General features: G+C 46.9%; 16 protein-coding genes and 2 pseudogenes. 2 read left to right on the top strand and 16 right to left on the bottom strand.

Translation table 11 applies throughout. The features are described 5' to 3' along the window. Positions 1-101 precede the first annotated feature (101 nt). From QUB12_RS02985 to QUB12_RS02930, 13 genes and pseudogenes are all read right to left on the bottom strand, one after another. Complete coding sequence (locus QUB12_RS02985) at positions 102-389, bottom strand: hypothetical protein (protein WP_333053679.1); 288 nt, start codon at positions 387-389, stop codon at positions 102-104. A gap of 150 nt (positions 390-539) precedes the next feature. Next, positions 540-2,702: a DUF4394 domain-containing protein gene (locus QUB12_RS02980; RefSeq protein WP_333305416.1), complete on the bottom strand. Its 2,163-nt coding sequence runs from the start codon at positions 2,700-2,702 to the stop codon at positions 540-542. Between the two features lie 574 nt (positions 2,703-3,276). Then, positions 3,277-4,947, bottom strand: coding sequence for a hypothetical protein (locus tag QUB12_RS02975; protein ID WP_333142520.1), 1,671 nt, complete (start codon positions 4,945-4,947; stop codon positions 3,277-3,279). A 201-nt stretch (positions 4,948-5,148) separates the two neighbouring features. Further along, positions 5,149-6,102 carry an ABC transporter ATP-binding protein gene (locus tag QUB12_RS02970; RefSeq protein ID WP_333142519.1) on the bottom strand — a complete coding sequence of 318 codons (954 nt, stop codon included), beginning with the start codon at positions 6,100-6,102 and terminating at the stop codon, positions 5,149-5,151. A 429-nt stretch (positions 6,103-6,531) separates the two neighbouring features. Then, the gene (locus tag QUB12_RS02965; RefSeq protein WP_333142518.1) at positions 6,532-6,654 is read right to left on the bottom strand and encodes a hypothetical protein; all 123 of its coding nucleotides are present in this window, start codon (positions 6,652-6,654) and stop codon (positions 6,532-6,534) included. 220 nt (positions 6,655-6,874) lie between these two features. Beyond that, positions 6,875-7,405: pseudogene (locus tag QUB12_RS37475) on the bottom strand (DUF6745 domain-containing protein); the annotation flags it as partial. Positions 7,406-7,945: 540 nt separating this feature from the next. After that, positions 7,946-9,034, bottom strand: a pseudogene (locus QUB12_RS37470) (leucine-rich repeat domain-containing protein); the annotation flags it as partial. Between the two features lie 224 nt (positions 9,035-9,258). Further along, complete coding sequence (locus tag QUB12_RS02955; RefSeq protein WP_333142516.1) at positions 9,259-9,831, bottom strand: hypothetical protein; 573 nt, start codon at positions 9,829-9,831, stop codon at positions 9,259-9,261. A gap of 12 nt (positions 9,832-9,843) precedes the next feature. Beyond that, a complete protein-coding gene (locus QUB12_RS02950; protein ID WP_333142515.1) occupies positions 9,844-10,017 on the bottom strand; it encodes a hypothetical protein in 174 nt (57 codons plus the stop codon). A gap of 7 nt (positions 10,018-10,024) precedes the next feature. After that, positions 10,025-10,198, bottom strand: coding sequence for a hypothetical protein (locus tag QUB12_RS02945; protein WP_333142514.1), 174 nt, complete (start codon positions 10,196-10,198; stop codon positions 10,025-10,027). A gap of 202 nt (positions 10,199-10,400) precedes the next feature. Beyond that, positions 10,401-10,628: a hypothetical protein gene (locus tag QUB12_RS02940; protein ID WP_333142513.1), complete on the bottom strand. Its 228-nt coding sequence runs from the start codon at positions 10,626-10,628 to the stop codon at positions 10,401-10,403. A gap of 45 nt (positions 10,629-10,673) precedes the next feature. Beyond that, positions 10,674-11,714, bottom strand: a complete 1,041-nt coding sequence (locus QUB12_RS02935) for an ABC transporter permease (RefSeq protein ID WP_333142512.1) — start codon at positions 11,712-11,714, stop codon at positions 10,674-10,676. Between the two features lie 281 nt (positions 11,715-11,995). Beyond that, the gene (locus tag QUB12_RS02930; RefSeq protein WP_333040475.1) at positions 11,996-12,508 is read right to left on the bottom strand and encodes an adenine phosphoribosyltransferase; all 513 of its coding nucleotides are present in this window, start codon (positions 12,506-12,508) and stop codon (positions 11,996-11,998) included. A gap of 237 nt (positions 12,509-12,745) precedes the next feature. Between QUB12_RS02930 and QUB12_RS02925 the strand changes: the two genes are divergently transcribed. Further along, a complete protein-coding gene (locus QUB12_RS02925; RefSeq protein WP_333142511.1) occupies positions 12,746-13,912 on the top strand; it encodes a pyridoxal phosphate-dependent aminotransferase in 1,167 nt (388 codons plus the stop codon). A gap of 106 nt (positions 13,913-14,018) precedes the next feature. On the opposite strand, the gene QUB12_RS02920 is transcribed toward QUB12_RS02925, so the two are convergent. Both QUB12_RS02920 and QUB12_RS02915 read right to left on the bottom strand, forming a co-directional pair. Further along, positions 14,019-14,792 carry an RNA polymerase sigma factor SigF gene (locus tag QUB12_RS02920; protein ID WP_333142510.1) on the bottom strand — a complete coding sequence of 258 codons (774 nt, stop codon included), beginning with the start codon at positions 14,790-14,792 and terminating at the stop codon, positions 14,019-14,021. Positions 14,793-15,254: 462 nt separating this feature from the next. Next, entirely contained in the window at positions 15,255-16,097 is an 843-nt protein-coding gene (locus QUB12_RS02915; RefSeq protein WP_333142509.1) for a photosystem II manganese-stabilizing polypeptide, read from the bottom strand. Between the two features lie 399 nt (positions 16,098-16,496). Here QUB12_RS02915 and QUB12_RS02910 point away from each other — a divergent pair, with 399 nt between their 5' ends. Further along, positions 16,497-16,859: a hypothetical protein gene (locus QUB12_RS02910; protein ID WP_333142508.1), complete on the top strand. Its 363-nt coding sequence runs from the start codon at positions 16,497-16,499 to the stop codon at positions 16,857-16,859. Positions 16,860-16,925: 66 nt separating this feature from the next. On the opposite strand, the gene QUB12_RS02905 is transcribed toward QUB12_RS02910, so the two are convergent. Then, the gene (locus QUB12_RS02905; protein WP_333142507.1) at positions 16,926-18,542 is read right to left on the bottom strand and encodes a calcium-binding protein; all 1,617 of its coding nucleotides are present in this window, start codon (positions 18,540-18,542) and stop codon (positions 16,926-16,928) included. Positions 18,543-18,854: the final 312 nt, after the last annotated feature.

Raw genomic sequence — 18,854 nt, 5'->3', positions numbered from 1 at the left:
GGCACAGAACTGTACAAGCTCGATCGACCGATCGCCCCAAAACTTGACGAAAAAACCCGATTTCTTCCAGAAACCGGGTGAAGCGCAAATCTTGTCAATTGTCAATTATTTGTCAATAAAAACTCAATATTCGGTAACAGCGGGTCTTGAACAACCCCCACACCGTTAAATCCCCAACGTTCGAGTAGCTTTTTTACCTGAGAACCGGAAATCGATTCTACTCCAAATCGATCGGCAACATCAGCAGCGTGGGCGTTGAGATAGCTCAAAGCGTCATAGTCTTCCCGAAACATCAGCAGGTAACTCACTGCCGCATCTGGATTGGGATTCGCGGACAGATATTTGCCGTCACTGCGGGAACGTAGCAAGTAAAAAACTTGAGATAACATCTTATCTTGTTTGTCAAAATAATAGATTAACTCAAATTGGGCATTGGGAATCGGGAATCGGGAATTGGGCATTGGTAAATTAAAAAAGTTTAATTATTTTTCTTCCTTCTTCCTTCTTCCTTCTTCCTTCTTCCTTCTTCCTTCCCCTATTTAAATCAAAGTCAGTGCTAAGCCTTTAATCCCTCGCCCGTCACCAATTTGACCGACAATCGAAGCTTGACCGGTCGTCAAATTGATATTGTACAGGCTGGAAACTCCGCCCACCTCGATCGCAGCCAAAGCCGTCTCGTTACCGCCAACACTCCTGATATCAAAGCCGAGAACGGTACCAGCATCAATTCCCAAAGATCCGATCGTATTCAACACCCCATTATTCGGCGGATCTTGCCGCACCAAAACATCTAAATTGGTGTCAATTGCAAATAGTGTCGTCGAATTTGCCCCTGCAAAGTTATTCACATACGCCGCAGCAGCAGCCGCGCCGGGATTGCCAAAATTGCGATCGCCCGCAGCATAAGCCAAATTCCCGTCGAGTTGAACTCCCCCCGTCAGCGTGTCAAAATCCACAAGTGCCCCCGTATCCGGGTTGAGGCGGGCGTTTTGACCGGCTTGATTGACAAAGCGAATTCGATCGACTGTCGGATTGAAATCAAAACCCGCAGCCCCCGGAGTTAGGGGAACAGCAAACTGCCCGCTACCGACGGCACTTGCTTGCCCAGTAACTGGATTAATCGCGTATAAGCGATTGCTAGAACCCACACCGTATAGCACACCGTTAGCGGGGCGAAAATCAATTCCCAGCAAACTTTCTCCCGGCTGCAACCCTGTAACTGCTGCGTCGCTGAGAATCGCCCGCGGTGCCGCCTCGTTAAAACCGACAATTGTTTCAGCGCCATTTCTGACAGTTAAGGCGTAAGCTGTAGGTAAAGGTAAAGCCAAACCGTTAATCGGTCTCCCGTCGGCAATTTGACCGACAAAGGAAGCTTGACCGCTACTTAAATTGATATTGTACAAGCCGGAAATGCCACCAACTTCCAGCGCCGCCACTGCCACCTCGCGCCCGCCAATACTCCTGACATCAAAGCCGAGAACGCTAGTAGCATCAACTCCCAAAGATCCGATCGTATTCAACCCTCCATTATTCGGCGGATCTTGTCGCACCAAAACATCCAAATCGCTGTCAATTACAAACAGCGTTGTCGAAGTTCCCCCGGCAAAGTTGTTAACATACGCAGCCCCAGCAGCCGCAGGATTTGACCCAACATTGCGATCGCCCGCAACATAAGCTAAATTCCCGTCGAGTTGAATTCCCCCCGCCAGCGTGTCAAAATCCACAATTGCCCCGTTATCCGGGTTGAGGCGGGCGTTTTGATCGGCTTGATTGACAAACCGAATTCGATCGACTGTCGGATTGAAATCAAAACCCGCAGCCCCCGGAGTTAGGGGAACAGCAAACTGCCCGTTACCGACTGGACTTGCTTCCCCAGTCATCGGATTGAGAGTATACAAGCGATTGCTAGAACCCACACCGTAAAGCACACCGTTAGCCGGCCGATAATCAATTCCCAGTAAACTTTCTCCCGCTGGCAATCCAGTCACGGGCAAATCTGAGAGCACACTTCCGGGATTGGAAAGACTAAAACCGACAATCCGATTAGCAGGAGTTAAAGCATAAGCCGTTGTCCGCGCTGGAGGCGGGGGGCTGGGAACAACGCTGCCAATATTATTAGTGAAACTTGCCTGGTTAATCGAACTTTGTCTCACCCCTCTGAGAGTCGCGAGAAATTCTCCTGTTACCCGGTCTTGAATAACAGTATCGTTTCCAGCTTCCAGAATATTTAAGTCGCTAAAACTGAGACCTTCCGCCAAACCGATTAAATCTGTACCTGGTACAAAATCGGCGATCGCGTCTGCATTTGCCAAACTAACACCGCCGCTGGTACGACCAGGATCTGCCTCCGCGTAGCGCCTCAAAACAAATAAGTCAGCCCCGTCTCCGCCTATCAGGACATCAGTATCTCGATCGCCCGACAAAACATCATTACCGGAGTTTCCCGATATGGAATCGCTGCCTTTCCCGCCCACTAAAAAATCGTTACCTTCTCCGCCGTTAACAGTATCGTTCTCTAAATCTCCAAAGAGCGAATCTTGACCTAAATTGCCCTCAATTAAATCGCTTTGTTTTCCTCCATAAATGCTGTCATTACCAGAGTTTCCGGCAATGGTGTCATTGCCCATCAAACCAAAAATCAGGTCATCTTCTGGAGTTCCTGCTAGCAAGTTTGCTTGGGCGGTGTCTCTAATTTCTGCCATTTTCTAATCACCCTCTAATTTTGATACTTCTGTTGCCTAACGGCGGTGGTATTCTCAGTCAAAATATCACAAATTCGCACTTTTAGGATAGTTTTTCTTATTTTCGGCTGTAGGGATGGGTTGGAATAAAAGTATTACACCCAGCCAAAATGATATATAAAGCCGCCCCCCGATTCCAATAAACCTACTCCTAAATACAGATCGCTTAGCCGTATTTTATAGTTTGCTGTGTAGCCAAGGGCGATCGCAGCTCAACTGCAAACAGGCAAGCTGAAATGGGTAGCGGTGCGAACCTATGAAATTTTGTACTGCGTTCATTAGTAATATACGCTCACTCTATAATTTTGGATCTGTACAGTCAGAATTTTTTTTCAACTTTAGTATTAAAGCCTGGGAAGATGGGCTTTGTGTGTGTAGCCGCGACAACCATCGCTCAATATAAAGTGGATTATAAATGCGGAATAGGCATAACAAGTTAGTTGAACAGTCGTTTTCAGACGACTTAAGCTTTCAGGCAGGGGTTTAAATCCCTGCCTGAATCGGAGTTTCACGTTTGATCCCTTCCCCTGCTTTTTCAAGCTTTCAGCAGTGCTTTAGAAGCTGATTGCCCTGCGAGTCTCAGTTGCGATCGCAATTTGAGGTTCAACAACACCAAGACAGTCCACTGACTCAGTATGGAGAGCAAAATCGTATTTCCTGACGCTGCCAGAGACACCGCAGGCAAAAAGGCACCAAATGTTGAAGACAACCAGAGAATAGGAGCTTTTTCTGGGGTTAGCAAAAGCATAGATAAAATCAGAGGTGGCAACAAGATAGCGCTGCCGACTGTCCCGACGGCCCAAATTTCCTGATTTCGGGTTTTGGTAAATAGGAATAGTTGGGTGATGGCTGCGTAAATTAGGATAAGATTCATGCAGAAAATTACACCCCCAAATGCATTATTCTCACTTTTTTCCAACAGCGCCCAAGGTGTTAAAATTATTACTGAGCTGAGGAAATTGATCGCGATCGCAACTACAGCCGGACTTTTATCGCTCCAAATTAAATCGAGTAGTGGGTAGCGCCGCCACAGCTTCTGATTGCTGGGAACGATTTGTTTCCGATACCTCGCCCAATCGTACAATGATTGTCTGTCAGATGTTAAAGCTGCAATTAAAGCTAAGAACATCACCAAATTCAAGATAAGTAAACAGATGAGATTAGCGTTCTCTGGGGCGTCTGATTGGAGTGCAAACCCTAAAAATATTACCTGACAGCAGATAACTAGCAAATAACTTTGCCGCTTGCTCAAAACTGTAGCGCTGGGATTGGGAAAGCGGCGCTGCCATCCCTGCCACATCCAGTAGGTTCCTGTACCACAAATCAAGAGAGACAAAGCAATGCCACTCGCAATATTTGTACCCACGGCCGAGTAAAACCATTGCAACTTGTCTAAGTTTTCAACTAACGAATCGAAATCAGTTTTATCAACTCTAAAAAGCTGATATCTCAGCATAGCAAGGGGAGACAAAAAATGTAACACATCCCCAGCAGTTCGCGTGAGCGGCAGCCAAGAAATCCCAAACACAACAAAAACCGTAGCGCTAGCCAACCAAGGTTGAAATCCTCCCAACCAACTGGTTGTCAATCCAAATAGCATCGCACTGCTGTAAAACAAAGCACAGCTAGCTGCAACCGCTATGTAGAAACATAAAATTTCATGCAGGGGTATTTGAGCGGCTAATCCAGCGTACAAATGCAGCGGTACTGTCAGAATTGCTGCTAGATACAGTAAAATTGAGACGCCGAGCATTTTGCCGAGAAAAATTGTTTTTGCTGACTGGGGACTGAGGCGAATAAAGTTGAGCGTGCCGCGGCGTTCCTCCTTGTCTAAGTCGCTGACAAGCATATAAGTCCCTGCTACTAATAAAGCTAACACGCTCAATATGCTCAGCCAAACGAATATCTCTAGCCACCACTCCCGCCAGTTAATGACAAAGTTGCTGAAGGCATCTCTGACGCAGATTTTTTCATAGGAATTGGCCGCCTCATCTAAAGTGCAAAATCTGTGATAGATGGGATTAGTGTACTTCCCATTAGCAGGGGGAACGGGTATCTGGGCTCTGAAATACATGAACAGCAGCAGTTGACCGCTTAGGGAAAGGGCAGAGGCTAGCGCCATATTGCCAATCTTCAAGCGGCCTTTGATTTCTCGAAATAACTGGGGATTCCAGTTGCCTATTTTATCTAATAAGTTGAGTGTCATGGTTGATTAGTTATTGGTGATTGGATTGGTAATTCTCTCTCTTGTCTTCCTCTGTGTCCTCTGTGCTCTCTGCGGTTAAATAATTCCGATCCAACCGTAAAGAATATAACTCAGTTATAACTCACTGTTGAATTATTCTCAAGAAGAACGGGCAAGATGCCCGTTCCACAAAGAATAAATGTGATTGTGGGAATGAGCAAATTAGGATGCTTGCTGGTGTCCCATCTTGAGGAAGATGGTTTCTAAGTCTTCTTGAGTGCAGTGGAATTCTGTTAGCGGAATCTTCGCCGCGACGAGTTCGCGTAATAAATTTGCGGCATCTTCCGGGCTTCCTGAAAAATCAACGCACACCTGTTGAGTTTCCGGGATTATTGCCCAATTTTCCACCCAAGGAAAGTTTTTTAACTCCGATGTTAGGGCTTCTAATTTATTTCCTAAAACCGACATAAAAATTTGCTGGCGGCTGAGGCGTTTGTAAAGTTCTTGTAAAGGTGCGCTTTCGACCAAATATCCCAGTTCCATGATGCCGACCCAGGTACAAAGTTCGGCTAAGTCGCTGAGGACGTGAGATGAGATGACTACGGTCATGCCGGCTTCTTGCAAAACTTTGATAATTTCGCGGAACTGCATTCGGGCGATCGGATCTAAGCCAGAAACGGGTTCGTCTAACAACAACAATAGCGGTTCGTGGATAATAGTTCTCCCCAAACTCAGGCGCTGTTTCATCCCCCGCGACAGGGTGGAAATTAAGCTGTTGCGCTTGTTGGTTAGTTGCACGAGTTCTAACACGGAGTTGATTCGCGATCGGCGGCGCGGTTGCTGGAGGTTGTAGAGTCGCGCAAAATAATCTAAATAATCCCAAACAGTCAAGTCGTCGTAGAGGGGAAAGTCGTCGGGAAGAAAGCCGATGCGCTGTTTGAGTATGGGGTGCGATCGATCGCGCAATAACCTATCCCCGTTGATGTAAATTTCCCCTATAGTCGGTTCCTCAGCCGCCGCCAGCATTCGCAGCAAAGTAGTTTTGCCGGCACCGTTGGGGCCGATCAGTCCGCATACTTCGCCTGCTGCTACTTGCAAATCGATGTCATTGACGGCTATATGGCGATCGAATTGTTTCGTCAGCCCGCGAGTTTCTATTGCTAGTTGTTTTGCCATGTTTGGAGGGTGAATGAAATTTTATCGGTGCATTCCTGGGAATAATAGGAGTTATATCGAGTCCGATTGATTTGAGGGGATTATTCGTGGGGGAGGGCGGGTTTATTTAACCTGTCTGCAAACGTTTAAGCCTACTGGCGAACCCGCCCCTACAGCTAATGGAGAACGCTGCAATATCTCAGATAGATCCGATCCGTTCTTACAAACGCCATGTCTTGTAGGGGCAGGTTCACCGACAATAATTGCCGAAAACCGACAATTTCATAAACCTGCCCCCTCGACTAATCTACCGCACAGGATATTACGCATCAACACCAAAGAAACCGGGTTTTTGTCATTTTTACGGGCTATAACGCGTCTTCTCACAAAAAACCCGGTTTCTGGCCACCCGTGCGTAAATCCCGATCGAAATAGATGCCTACAGCTAGCCTAGCTCGTTCTTCCAGGAATTGTCATCTCGTTTCTGAAATGAAAACAAGGACATTCTCGATCGCTGAAATTCTTGCTAGTATTAAGTCTTCCTTCTTCCCGATCGCTGATTCGGTATGACATCTGATACGCGCACCCTTTAATCCGTGTATCCGGGGAGCATCTCATATTTGTAAAAATACTTCTTCTGGCTCCTTCCTTCTTCCTCTTTCCTTCTGCCTCCTGCCTCCTGCCTCCTGCCTCAAAACTCCAATTTATAGCTGGGCTGCAAAGGTGAGATGCTCCCGTGTATCCGTGTATCCGTGTTAATCCGTGTAGTGCCTTCCTTCTTCCTTCTGCTATATCAAGTCTGCACGGAAAATTCCTCTGGATCGATATCCCAATTTGCCCAGCGAATTGCCTCCCTAGCTGATGTCAGGTTAGGCGGCACTCTCAAAGCGTGAATGAATCCCGTACTCGGACAAGTCATTTTTAACAAACAAATCGGCTCGACATCGGCATTATCTATTTGTAATAGTGCATATTCCTGCCAACTATCTATTTGTTTTGCTTGCAACTCTTGAATTAGGCGATCGTAACCAATTCCTTCAATTAACACTCGCCGAACTTCGGCATTATCTTCAGCTAAAAGCCATTCTGATTGCCATTGATTTGGGTGGACTTGGCCGTATTCTTCAGGCAATTTGACACCGTGATAATAGTAAAAATTCCATCCATCCGCAAACTCGATCGCGGGTTCCCCTTCTGCGTGCAAGCGGTTTTGACTGTCAAAGCGGAGGTGGCGGGGGCGATCGCACACCGCGCAAATCTTTTCAAAGGGAAATATCAAACCGCAATGCTCGAAAAGCTGCTTTTGGCAGCGAAGTATTTTTTGTGCCTTTTGGGAAAGATTGACGCCTAATGAAGAGATATACCATTCAGTCAAATAGATTTTTTTAACCAAAGTCGTGGGGGTTTCAGGGGATTGGAGGCCGAACAAATAATCGGGAAAAACATTCCCCTTCGTTTTTTCCGATCGCGCATAGCTGCCAACCAATTCGTACATCAGCCACCTCATTGTGCTGTCTGCTTCGGACTCGATCGTCATGTGAGCGAGCTCAGACTCCCACAGGCCCGGACTTGTAAATTCTCTCACAATAATCGATGGGGAAATCCATTCCCACTCTAGCTTTTTCCCCAATCTATTGCTGTCCCATTCGTCTGAGCAGTTTGGTGAATGGTCGCGTTTCGGCAAGTTGAAGAGTTGGAGATAAGCGTCGCGGGGACTACTGCAAATAATAACGGAGGGTTGTTCTAGCCCAATAGCGGCATAGGCAACTTTGATCGCTTCTGTAGCTTTTTGAGCATCAATTGGCTTAGTCGAGAGAGTAAGACGTTTCTCTGCGAGTTCGCCTAACACGCACAGAGCGGTAATTTGATTGTACCAGAGCTCCAGTGTTGTCAGATTGGTGAGCGATCGCAAGGCGCTGATGTCGGTAATTTGATTGTTTTCGAGATTCAGTGTTGTCAGATTGGTGAGCGATCGCAAGGCGCTGATGTCGGTAATTTGATTCTCGCTGAGATCCAGTTCTGTCAGATTGGTGAGCGAGCCGAGGGAGCTGATGTCGGTAATTTGATTCTCGCTGAGATTCAGTGCTGTCAGATTGGTGAGCGATCTCAAGGCGCTGATGTCGGTAATTTGATTCTCGCTGAGATTCAGTGATATCAGATTAGTGAGCGATCGCAAGGCGCTGATGTCGGTAATTTGATGATTGTTTGCGAGATTCAGTGCTGTCAGATTGGTGAGCGCTCGCAAGGCGCTGATGTCGCTAATTTGATTGTAGCTGAGATCCAGTTCTGTCAGATTGGTGAGCGAGCCGAGGGAGCTGATGTCGCTAATTTGATTGTCGTAGAGATCCAGTGTTGTCAGATTGGTGAGCGAGCCGAGGGAGCTGATGTCGCTAATTTGATTGTCGTAGAGATCCAGTGTTGTCAGATTGGTGAGCGAGCCCAGGAAGCTGATGTCGCTAATTTGAGTGTCCCAGATATGGAGTGTTGTCAGATTGGTGAGCGAGCCGAGGAAGCTGAAGTCGGTAATTTCATTGCCATAGAGACGCAGTGTTGTCAGATTGGTGAGCGAGCCGAGGAAGCTGAAGTCGCTAATTTGATTGAGGCTGAGATTCAGTGTTGTCAGATTGGTGAGCGAGCCGAGGAAGCTGAAGTCGCTAATTTGATTGTGGTAGAGATTCAGTGTTGTCAGATTGGTGAGCGAGCCGAGAGAGCTGATGTCGCTAATTTGATTGTGGTAGAGATTCAGTGTTGTCAGATTGGTGAGCGAGCCAAGAGAGCTGATGTCGCTAATTCCAGTGCTTTCGAGATTCAGTGTTGTCAGATTGGTGAGCGAGCCGAGGAAGCTGATGTCGCTAATTTGATTGTTGTAGAGATTCAGTGTTGTCAGATTGGTGAGCGAGGCGAGGGAGCTGATGTCGCTAATTTTATTGCTGCGGAGATCCAGTTCTGTCATGCTTGAAAGTATCTGCTCCGCTGCTTGTGCGTCATCAGTGCCAGCCTTTTTTAACAACACTTTAACTGTGTGCCTTGCCTCTTCTGAAAGACTGTCAATATGCCTGCACCAGTCGGCAAAGCGACTAAAACTCATTGCCTCGTTTGGCTTTTTTTCTGACATAAAACACTCCTAGATGGGGAATGGGGCATCGGGAATGGGGCATGGGAATATTTATCGCACTTTTATGGTAGTTGATCGCGTAGTAAAAGCCAAGTGTTGAGTTTTTCATCTAAAACATATTTATTAGTATCAGAAAGTGCTGCAATAACTTTCAATCGATTTTTAATTTTTCTTAACTCGCGAATTTCTGTAATAGGTAGCGTTTTCCAATTAGCTGCCTTTTTTTCGACATCTTCCTGCGACTCTTTGATGTTATCCCAAAACCATTCTAAAATTAAGTTAACATCGAGAACAGCACGATCGGAAATTACTTCCTGTTTTTCTATCATCGCAGCCCGCAACATCATTGAGGAAATCGTAAAAGACTCGCCACTACCTGGTTTTTTCCGATCGGCATCACCGGCCTTGCGATCGTAAATTGCGATCGCTACTTCTGCCCATTTGCGATCGCCCAAACCGGAACCATTTTCACCTTTTCGAGCCTTAGCCGAGGCAACATCGGCTAATAATAGCCAGTTAAACCCTTGTGGTTCGGTGGTTTGACCTGAAAATATGTTGTTCGCCCAAATCAGTACAGATTCGGCATTTTGTTCGAGAATGCGATCGAGGGATATTGTCGTAGGAGATTGAGTCATAATGGGAGCATCTCATATTTGTAAAAATACTTCTTCTGGCTCCTTCCTTCTTCTGGCTCCTTCCTCCTTCCTCTTTCCTTCTTCCTCTTTCCTTCTTCCTCTTTCCTTCTGCCTCCTGCCTCCTGCCTCCTGCCTCAAAACTCCAATTTCTAGCGGAGGGCTGCAAAGGTGAGATGCTCCCGTCATAATTTATCTACTCCACATATTCGATATCAGCATTATTTGTATCAACTCCTTGCTGCCTAAAGGCTGCAATTCCTAGTTCTAAGCTCTCTGAATTGGGTCTAAAATGCCCGCTATGATTGCTGATTGTTAGCAAAATATACAAACCGTTGGTGCCGACAATCTCGGCTTCTCCCGCCGCCAAAACAGGCTGACCGCGAGTTATAACCGTATGGTAAATTTCATTGTTAATACCAATTTTTTATGAGGCCCCGTAGAATCTGATCCCCCCTAACCAAGAGGGCGGGCACGGGGGCACCGCCCCTACAAAGGGGGGGACAAGATTCTTCTCAAAGTCAACCCCTACTCCCCTTATTAAGGGGGATCGAGATATGTGCAACTTCACATTAAATTGGTATAACATCTAAAAATTTCGGAATTATAAGGAGTTCTAGGTTGGTTGTCACTGCCCATTTGACAGTACCTTCATTAATTATATCGTCAAATCCTGCTTCTCCCACTTTAATGGGTCTGATACCTAACTCATCTGCCGATCGAATTTCATCATTTAGCGTCGCGGGGGACTGATTGAAAAAGCGAGGGCTAGGAACATTATTGGAAAATGGTTGTGTCACAACAGAATTTAACGAGAATCAAATTTATAGTCAAATATGATTCTATCACTTCAAATCTTCCAGTTTAATCCGAGGATCGACAGCTTTCAGCAGCAAATCCGCCAACAAATTCCCAACAATCAACATGGTCGCACCCATCATCAAACTTGCCATTACTAAATACAAATCTTGATTGTTCACCGCCTCCAAAGTCAGCTTTCCCAAACCAGGCCAATTAAAGAAAAATTCGGCAATAAACGCACCGCTCAACAAACTAGCAAACTCAAAACCCAATAGCGTAATCAACGGATTAACAGCATTCCGCAAAGCATGAATGTAAATTACTCGATCGTCCGGCAAACCTTTCGCCCTTGCTGTGCGGATATAATCTTGACGCAGCACGTCCAACAATTGTCCGCGCATCAATCTTTGCAAACCAGCAAAACCAGTAACGCTGAGGGCGACAGTTGGCAAAATTAAGTGCCAGCCGTAATCGAGGATTTGACCCCACCAAGGTAAGTCTGCATGGTCAATACTTGTCATTCCTCCGACGGGAAACAGAGGCGAAGTATTCTGTGCGAAAAATAGCAGCAGCAACGCTGTGATAAAGCTCGGAAATCCTTGTCCGGTGTAGCTGACTACTTGCAGAACTCGATCGACTGTGCGGTTTTGATTGACGGCCGCGACAATTCCCAAAGGAATCGCGATCGCCCAAGTTACAATCAAAGATGCGATCGCCATTAATAACGTCGCCGGTACCCGTTCCCACAGCAGCGAAGCTACGGATCGCTGATACACAAAACTCGTGCCAAAATTCCCCCGCGTCACAATTTGTTGCAGCCACCGCCCATACTGCACAATCGCTGGTTTATCTAAGCCGAACTGCTGTTCGAGTTGCTTGAGCGTTTCCGGCGAAATCTTCGGATTTTGGCTCAATGTATCCAAGTAATTTCCCGGTGCTAGCTCAATAATTGCAAAACAAAGCATCGATGCCAAAAATAGGGTTAAAAGTGCCTGCAACAGTCGCTTGAAAATATAAGTAAATGTCTCGCTGCTAAACAGAGAACTCAACATTCGCCAATTTCGATTCAATTTAATAGAAGTCATAGGATTTTAGATTTTAGATTTTAGATTTGAAGAATTGTGAATGATATTAATGCCGCTTGCATCGGAATGATTTAACCACAGAGAACGCAGAGATCGCAGAGAAAGAGAAGAGAGAGATTAATAATTCCGATGCAAAGGTCAAGGATATTATTTGTCAGTAGTTTTTACTCAGCAGTCAACAGTCAACTGTCAGCAGTCAACTGTCAACTGTCAACTGTCAACTGTCAACTGTCAACTGTCAACTGTCAACTGTCAACTGTCAACTGCCAACACTTAACTAACTAATACTCCACTAGCGTGACGATCGGCACATCGGGCAATTTCTGCCTGCCGCCCAAGGCCTGCAATTCAATGATAAAAGCAAAACCGACAAGCTCGCAGCCAGCTTGCTCTAACAATTTAGCCGTCGCCGCCGCTGTTCCGCCAGTGGCGATTAAATCGTCCACAATCAGCACCCGGCTGCCGGATGTCATCGCATCTCGGTGCATCTCCAGTCGATCGACACCATACTCCAACTCGTACTCAGCAAAATGAACCGCACCTGGCAGTTTCCCTGGTTTGCGGACAGGAATAAAGCCTATTCCCATTTTATAAGCCAACGGCGCGCCAAAGATGAAGCCCCGCGATTCCATGCCCACCACATAGTCAACAGACATTGCAGAGCATTTTTCTGCTAAGCTGTCAATGGTGTAGCTCAGCCCTTGCGGGTCGCGCAGCAAAGTTGTAATGTCTCGAAACAGAATTCCCGGCTTGGGGAAATCAGGAATGTCGCGAATCAGAGATTTGAGATCCATAAGCTTGCAGATCGGCGTTGAGGGTAACGAGGCATCAAAAATGTTACAATAATAACGTCAAAAAATAAAAATTAAAAAATAAAAATTAAAACTAAGAGCTTTTTTAATTTTTATTCTTTAATTGCTTAATCCTTTACGTACTATGTAAACAAATGTCATAATTCCCTAACAATAGGGTTGAATATCAACATTTGTCACCCTATGATCTAAAGTCAAAAATCTAATATCTAAAATCCAATGATTAAGTTGGCAGCACGAGTGGGTGAGGTTCCTCCTTCTATAACCTTGGCGATCGCCGCTAAGGCTAAAGCCATGAAGGCCGAAGGGATTGATGTCTGTAGTTTGAGTACGGGAGAACCTGACTTTGATACGCCCGAACACATTAAAGCAGCGGCAAAACAAGCTTTAGACGCGGGGAAGACTAAGTACGGCCCTGTGGCTGGGGAACCGCAGTTAAAAGCTGCGATCGCCCGCAAACTCCAATCCGACAACAATCTCAACTATCAACCAGAAAATATCATTGTCACCAACGGCGGCAAGCATTCGCTCTACAATCTGATGATGGCTCTGATCGAGCCGGGAGAGGAAGTAATTATTCCGGCTCCCTACTGGCTAAGCTACCCTGAAATGGTGAAACTCGCTAGTGGCAAGCCAGTAATTGTACGGACTGATGCTTCTACAGGATATAAAATTACACCGGAACAACTGAGTAAAGCGATTACTCCCAAAACCAAGTTATTTGTACTGAATTCGCCTTCTAACCCGACGGGAATGGTGTATACTCCGGCGGAAATCAAAGCATTGGCCGAGGTGATAGTCGATCGAGATATTTTAGTCGTTGCTGACGAGATTTACGAAAAAATTATATATGACGGCGCCCAACACGTCAGCATTGGTTCCCTGGGCAAAGAAATCTTCGATCGCACCCTGATCAGCAGCGGTTTTGCTAAAGCTTACTCGATGACAGGCTGGCGAGTCGGTTATTTGGCCGGGCCGATCGAATTAATCAAAGCCACCAGCACCATTCAAGGTCACAGTACCTCAAATGTGTGTACCTTTGCACAGTACGGCGCGATCGCAGCTTTGGAAAGCAGCCAAGAGTCTGTCGAAACAATGCGTCTAGCTTTTGCCGAAAGGCGTCAGGTAATATTTGAATTACTCGATGCTATTCCGGGAATTAGCTGTATTAAACCAGACGGTGCTTTCTATATGTTTGTCAACATCAGCAAGACTGGAATGAATTCTCTGGAATTTTGCGACGCTTTCTTAGAACAGCAGCAAGTAGCAGTTATTCCGGGGATTGCTTTTGGTGCAGACGACCACATTCGATTGTCTTACGCCACCGATTTAGGCACAATTAAAAAAGCCGTAGAAAGGCTAGATAAATTTGTCCGCAGCATCTAAAAATTAGTCTGTTGACTGTTGACTGTTGACTGTTAACGGTTCACTGTTAACTGTTAACGGTTGACTGTTAACTGTTCACAACTGACAACCAACAACTGACTAATAACTAAAGCTGTTTAGTCATAATCTCTTTGAGCAAATCCAGCCCCTTCTTAACTCGCCGAGAAACAGTCACCGCACTGATACCCAAGCGTTCAGCCGTTTCCTTCTGCGTCAAATCGTAGAGAAAAACAAACTCCAATATCTCGCGAGTCCGTTGTTCCAACATAGCCAAAGCTTGCTGTACGCGAATTTGATCTTCTTGCGCCAACTGAAAACTCCGATACTTGCTATCGGGCACCAATTCTCCCAGACAAGTCGCCCCCTCATCTTCATCTTGCATCGGCGCGTCCAAACTCAGAGGCGATCTGTTGAGATGGGCCAACTTAATTTCTTGCCATTCTTCTAAAGACACCTCAAGGGCTGCTGCTACTTCAGCATCCGTAGGTTTGCGGTTTAACTGCACCTGCAAATCCTTGATCGCTGCTACTGATTTGCGTTCCAGGGACTGCCAGTGGCGGGGAAATCGCACAGAAGGGCTTTTGTCGCGCAAGTAGTGTTGAATTTCGCCCCGTATGTAGGGAATTGCAAAGGAACTAAAAGCGTGTCCCTTGGCGATATCAAACCGCTCGATCGCCCTGATCAACCCAATACATCCGACTTGCAGCAAATCGTCGTAGCTTTCACCGCACTGGTTGATCCAGTGGTAAACTTCTTTTCTGACCAGTCCAATATTCAGTTTAACTAACTGATTGCGGATTTCATTCGATCCAGAAACTTGGTACTCGCGCAACAATTGCAAATTTTCGCTTTTTAGCTCGTTCGGCACTGTGGTAGACATGGTGACATAAGGGTTGGTAGAGCAGAGGACTGAGGTTGCTTTAGATCTAGCTTCTAATCTAGTCTAAAAAAATTCACTTTTAGGTAGTGTAATCCTAGCACTTAATAGGTGTGATAGCGGACACACCAGTTGAGTTTTCGGTACCTGAACGGATTTAGCGGGATTCTCCGAAGTTTTTCGGCATCAGGCAGACTTTTACCAGGGAGAACACCTTCGATCGAATCCCCAATTTAACCAGCTTTTTTCAAAAATATATTATAAGCTGAAAACCTTGTGAATACAATACTTTAATTAATAAAAAATCCCAACTTCATAACTTGCGAATGACCACTATTCAATCATAAATTTAGTCATTAGTCAACAGTCCTAAGTTATGTTGCTCAAGACTGTTGGCCAATGAAGGGCGAGCAGGAGCTTTACGACCAGAAACTGCTCAAGTTCGATCTATCCAGAAAGCCAATTTTACGATACAGAAGGCTCAATGCGAGCGTAAAACAAACCCCGAATTTTCACGTCCAGAGCCGGTCTAGCTCCCAAATCAGTATCAGAAGGCTGCGTGCTCTCAAAAATCCCGCCAACTTCGCCAGTGGCGCTGTTGACTTTAGCAACTTGGAGAGAAATTTTGCCGGCCTTAGTGCGAGTGTCAGCAACCTTAACATTAGCCCGCACCCGTTTGGAATTGTCACTAGCCGGAAGCGCTACAGCATTGTCGTAGCCAGTCGATACCCCGCGAGCTTTAGGGTCTAAAAAGCCTGCGCTGCGGTAAGAAGGAACGTTAAACTCCCCTCTCAAATCGGTGGAAGTATTGATAGCAACCACTCCGGGATCGGAACTGGCCACTAGCTGTTTAATGGTAAACAAGAAAGGTACTTGCTCTCCGCCCGGTAACTGAATCGTAATAGCTTGAAAATCCAAGCCGTCTTCTTCTGTGAAAGTCAGAGTTCCGTCTGTACCGACCTTGAGCGTACCTTGAACTTGGTCAATGCTCGACGTGAACCGGGTCAGCAATTTACCAGGCACAAATTCCGCTTCTTGGCGTTTGTTTGCTGGTTCTTCCTTCACAAAATAAGTTGTGGGCTGCAAACACAAACCAGTAAGTTTATAGGTGGCGCCCGCTTCGATGGGGATCGATCCCCGAGAAGTTTCTGCCAAGCTAGGGCAGTTATTAGCCAAGCCAGTACCTCTAATCTCGTCGTAGGTGAGCAACTCCGTAGTCGCCACCGTCGTGTCAGAAGCAGAAGAACAAGCAACCAGCGCACTCATGCAAAATGCTAAAAGTGCAACAATTAAAGCACGATATTTCATTGCAAACCTCAATATCCAACATCGGATTATATTAAGAAAAAGCCCTACTTCGAGCAAAATATAATTGCCCGCCGGCAGGCTAGGCCAGCGCTTAGGGCAGCATTTAGATCCAGATCGCTCGCTTCACCGAGACCGGCATTGACTCAAAAAATCAAGCTAGTGCGCCGTGAAAATAAGCATGAACTTATGATTTCTCAAAGGTTCGGATCGCAGCCCAATACACATGGTACGACGGGTTGTGCTCTTTTCCTGACTTGGACTGCAAATTAATATTGCTTAAGTCAACCTACTTAAGTTACTTTGCTTATGACCCCGAATGGCGATCGCGACTAGCTCGATTAGTCGATTGACCAAAAGGCTGGGGACAAAGGCCTTGTAGATTTCAAAGGAAGCAGCGGTATGGACAACGGCAAAGATTTAGAGTCAGAAAAGTTGCAGTCTCAAATGCACTCGCTGACAGAGGCGATTCGGACTTTAGCCGAAAGTTGTCAGGGAGACAGTCTGCTGCTTTTGGCCCTGCTGCGGAGGCTGGAAGCTTCGCACCGGGAAATTCGGGACGGTTTGTTTCAAGCGTCTTTTCCCGACAACCGCCAAGCACTTTACAAACTGCTCAGGAATATTGAAGCCAATGGCGGCTGGCCTTACATCCACCGCATGAAACTTCGATCGCTCTTGGGGTACAGCCAACAATTATCTCCTGTAGAAGATTCTCCAGCCGAGTCGCCACAAGACTCGGCCGGAACTCCCCAAGACGTGAAATAGTTTTGAGTTATGAGTTATGAGTTTATGTAAAACTCACAAACTCATAACTGAGCTGCGCGATCGCACCTAGAACCCCAAAGGTGTAGGAGCTAAGGGTATCGGGTTCGCCACCGTCGGGAATATCGGCGTCTGCCCCGGCATTGGCAATAGTCCGGGAGTCGGCGTCGGAGGGATCGAACTAATTGATAGCAGAGGCGAATCAGGCACGCTAACTGTCGGCGGAATCGGAATCCTCGAAGCAGTCGGCGTCGGAGGCGGAGTTGGAGTCGGAGGGGGAGTTGGAGTCGGAGGCGGAGTTGGAGTCGGAGGGGGAGTTGGAGTCGGAGGGGGAGTTGGAGTTGGAGGCGGAGTTGGAGTCGGAGGCGGAGTTGGAGTCGGAGGCGGAGTTGGAGTTGGAGGCGGAGTTGGAGTTGGAGGCGGAGTTGGAGTCGGAGGCGGAGTTGGAGTCGGAGCATCAGTTGCAGCCTCCGTTGCAGCCCCAGTTATATCTGTAGTTGTGGTTGTAACTGTGGTTGTAACTGTAGTCCTAGTTGGTCTGGGAGTAGCCGTCCCAGTCACAGCGATAAAATCATTCGCCTCGATCAGCGCCGCCGGAGTGTCGATCAAAATTGCTAAAAGCTTGCCGTCGAGCGTCGTAATTACTGTATCCCTGACATTTGCACCGTTACCTTGCCGAACTTGCAGTTGAGCGAAAGATAAATTGCTCGGCAGTCCAAAGAAATCCTCTGTGTCATTGTAATCAGTAATTAAACCCAAACTGCCAGGCCCGGCTCCCAATCCAAAGACATCGCTGCCGCTGCCGCCAGTCAGAGTATCCGAACCCTCGCCTCCGATTAAAGAATCATTACCTTCTGCCCCAAATAAATTGTCATTGCCGAAACCTCCCAAAATGGTATCGTCGCCGATACCTCCAGCCAAGGAGTCATCGCCAAAACCGCCGTCGATACCATCATTACCTTTGCCGCCAAACAGGAAGTCATTGCCTTCATCTCCCAGTACCGAGTCGTCGGCTTCATCGCCGCGAAGCGTATCGGAACCGATGCCGCCAAAAACTGTATCGTCAGCCTTGCCCCCGAATATCTGGTCATTACCAGCGTCTCCCAAAAGCGAATCGTTGGCGGCATTGCCGTACAAAGTGTCGTCGCCGTCGCTGGCACTCAAGTAATCGTTGCCATCACCGCCCAACAGTTGATCCCTGCCACTACCGCCGTTGAGAGAATCGTTCCCAAAATTCCCGTAGAGAAAGTCATCATCAGCATTCCCGAACACGGAATCGTCCCCGTCATTCCCTGTGAGGGTGTCGTTGCCAGTACCGCCGGCAATCACATCAAAGCCTGCGTTCCCACTAACTAAGTCGTCCCCTGCATCTCCCAACACGCTGTCTATCCCGTCGTTGCCTTCGAGGATGTCGTTGCCCAAACCGCCGCGAATCGAGTCGTCGCCGTTGCCGCCTAGAGCAGAATCGCGGCCTTGGTTGCCAATAAGTTCGTCATTTCCTTCACCGCCAATCAGCGAATCTGCTCCGTCACCTCCAAGAAGCTGGTCGTTGCCGCCGTCGCCCTCTAGGGTGTCATCTCCTCCCGCACCCAGAGGCGTGTCATCGCCATCTAAGCCGCGAATTCGATCGCCCAGCGGAGTCCCTAGAATAAAGTCGTTGCTGTCTGTGCCGATCAGATTTGCCATACGGGATACACCGTTCCTCAATAAAATAAATTGTTTGAAATTATGTTAATCGCCTTCGTGACAAGGGATTGCTGCTTGCCTAGGTTAGCATAATTGAGATTTTGGCAATCTGGCGCAGGGGCGCTGGAAGTTTGACCCGTGTCCGCAGTTGCGATCGGGGCTGGTATAATGCCCGATTAGTCATTAGTCATTAGTCATTAGTCATTAGTCATTAGTCATTAGTCAACAGTTAACAGTTAACAGTCAACAGTCAACAGTCAACCGTCATCAGTTAACAGTCAACCGTCATCAGTTAACAGTTAACAGTCAACA

It is taken from the genome of Microcoleus sp. B7-D4, assembly GCF_036705125.1.
Taxonomy (GTDB): Bacteria; Cyanobacteriota; Cyanobacteriia; order Cyanobacteriales; family Microcoleaceae; genus Microcoleus.
The sequence above is the reverse complement of the archived record's forward strand: the minus strand, read 5'-3'. Positions and strand labels throughout refer to the sequence as shown.

What these genes read in the sequence shown, in the direction of transcription:
- QUB12_RS02975 (WP_333142520.1), bottom strand. Translation starts at nt 4,947, where the DNA reads ATGACACTCAACTTATTAGATAAAATAGGCAACTGGAATCCCCAGTTA.
- QUB12_RS02910 (WP_333142508.1), top strand. Translation starts at nt 16,497, where the DNA reads ATGGACAACGGCAAAGATTTAGAGTCAGAAAAGTTGCAGTCTCAAATG.
- QUB12_RS02905 (WP_333142507.1), bottom strand. Translation starts at nt 18,542, where the DNA reads ATGGCAAATCTGATCGGCACAGACAGCAACGACTTTATTCTAGGGACT.
- QUB12_RS02985 (WP_333053679.1), bottom strand. Translation starts at nt 389, where the DNA reads ATGTTATCTCAAGTTTTTTACTTGCTACGTTCCCGCAGTGACGGCAAA.
- QUB12_RS02950 (WP_333142515.1), bottom strand. Translation starts at nt 10,017, where the DNA reads ATGACGGGAGCATCTCACCTTTGCAGCCCTCCGCTAGAAATTGGAGTT.
- QUB12_RS02970 (WP_333142519.1), bottom strand. Translation starts at nt 6,102, where the DNA reads ATGGCAAAACAACTAGCAATAGAAACTCGCGGGCTGACGAAACAATTC.
- QUB12_RS02930 (WP_333040475.1), bottom strand. Translation starts at nt 12,508, where the DNA reads ATGGATCTCAAATCTCTGATTCGCGACATTCCTGATTTCCCCAAGCCG.
- QUB12_RS02980 (WP_333305416.1), bottom strand. Translation starts at nt 2,702, where the DNA reads ATGGCAGAAATTAGAGACACCGCCCAAGCAAACTTGCTAGCAGGAACT.
- QUB12_RS02925 (WP_333142511.1), top strand. Translation starts at nt 12,746, where the DNA reads ATGATTAAGTTGGCAGCACGAGTGGGTGAGGTTCCTCCTTCTATAACC.
- QUB12_RS02920 (WP_333142510.1), bottom strand. Translation starts at nt 14,792, where the DNA reads ATGTCTACCACAGTGCCGAACGAGCTAAAAAGCGAAAATTTGCAATTG.
- QUB12_RS02965 (WP_333142518.1), bottom strand. Translation starts at nt 6,654, where the DNA reads ATGTCATACCGAATCAGCGATCGGGAAGAAGGAAGACTTAATACTAGC.
- QUB12_RS02915 (WP_333142509.1), bottom strand. Translation starts at nt 16,097, where the DNA reads ATGAAATATCGTGCTTTAATTGTTGCACTTTTAGCATTTTGCATGAGT.
- QUB12_RS02935 (WP_333142512.1), bottom strand. Translation starts at nt 11,714, where the DNA reads ATGACTTCTATTAAATTGAATCGAAATTGGCGAATGTTGAGTTCTCTG.
- QUB12_RS02955 (WP_333142516.1), bottom strand. Translation starts at nt 9,831, where the DNA reads ATGACTCAATCTCCTACGACAATATCCCTCGATCGCATTCTCGAACAA.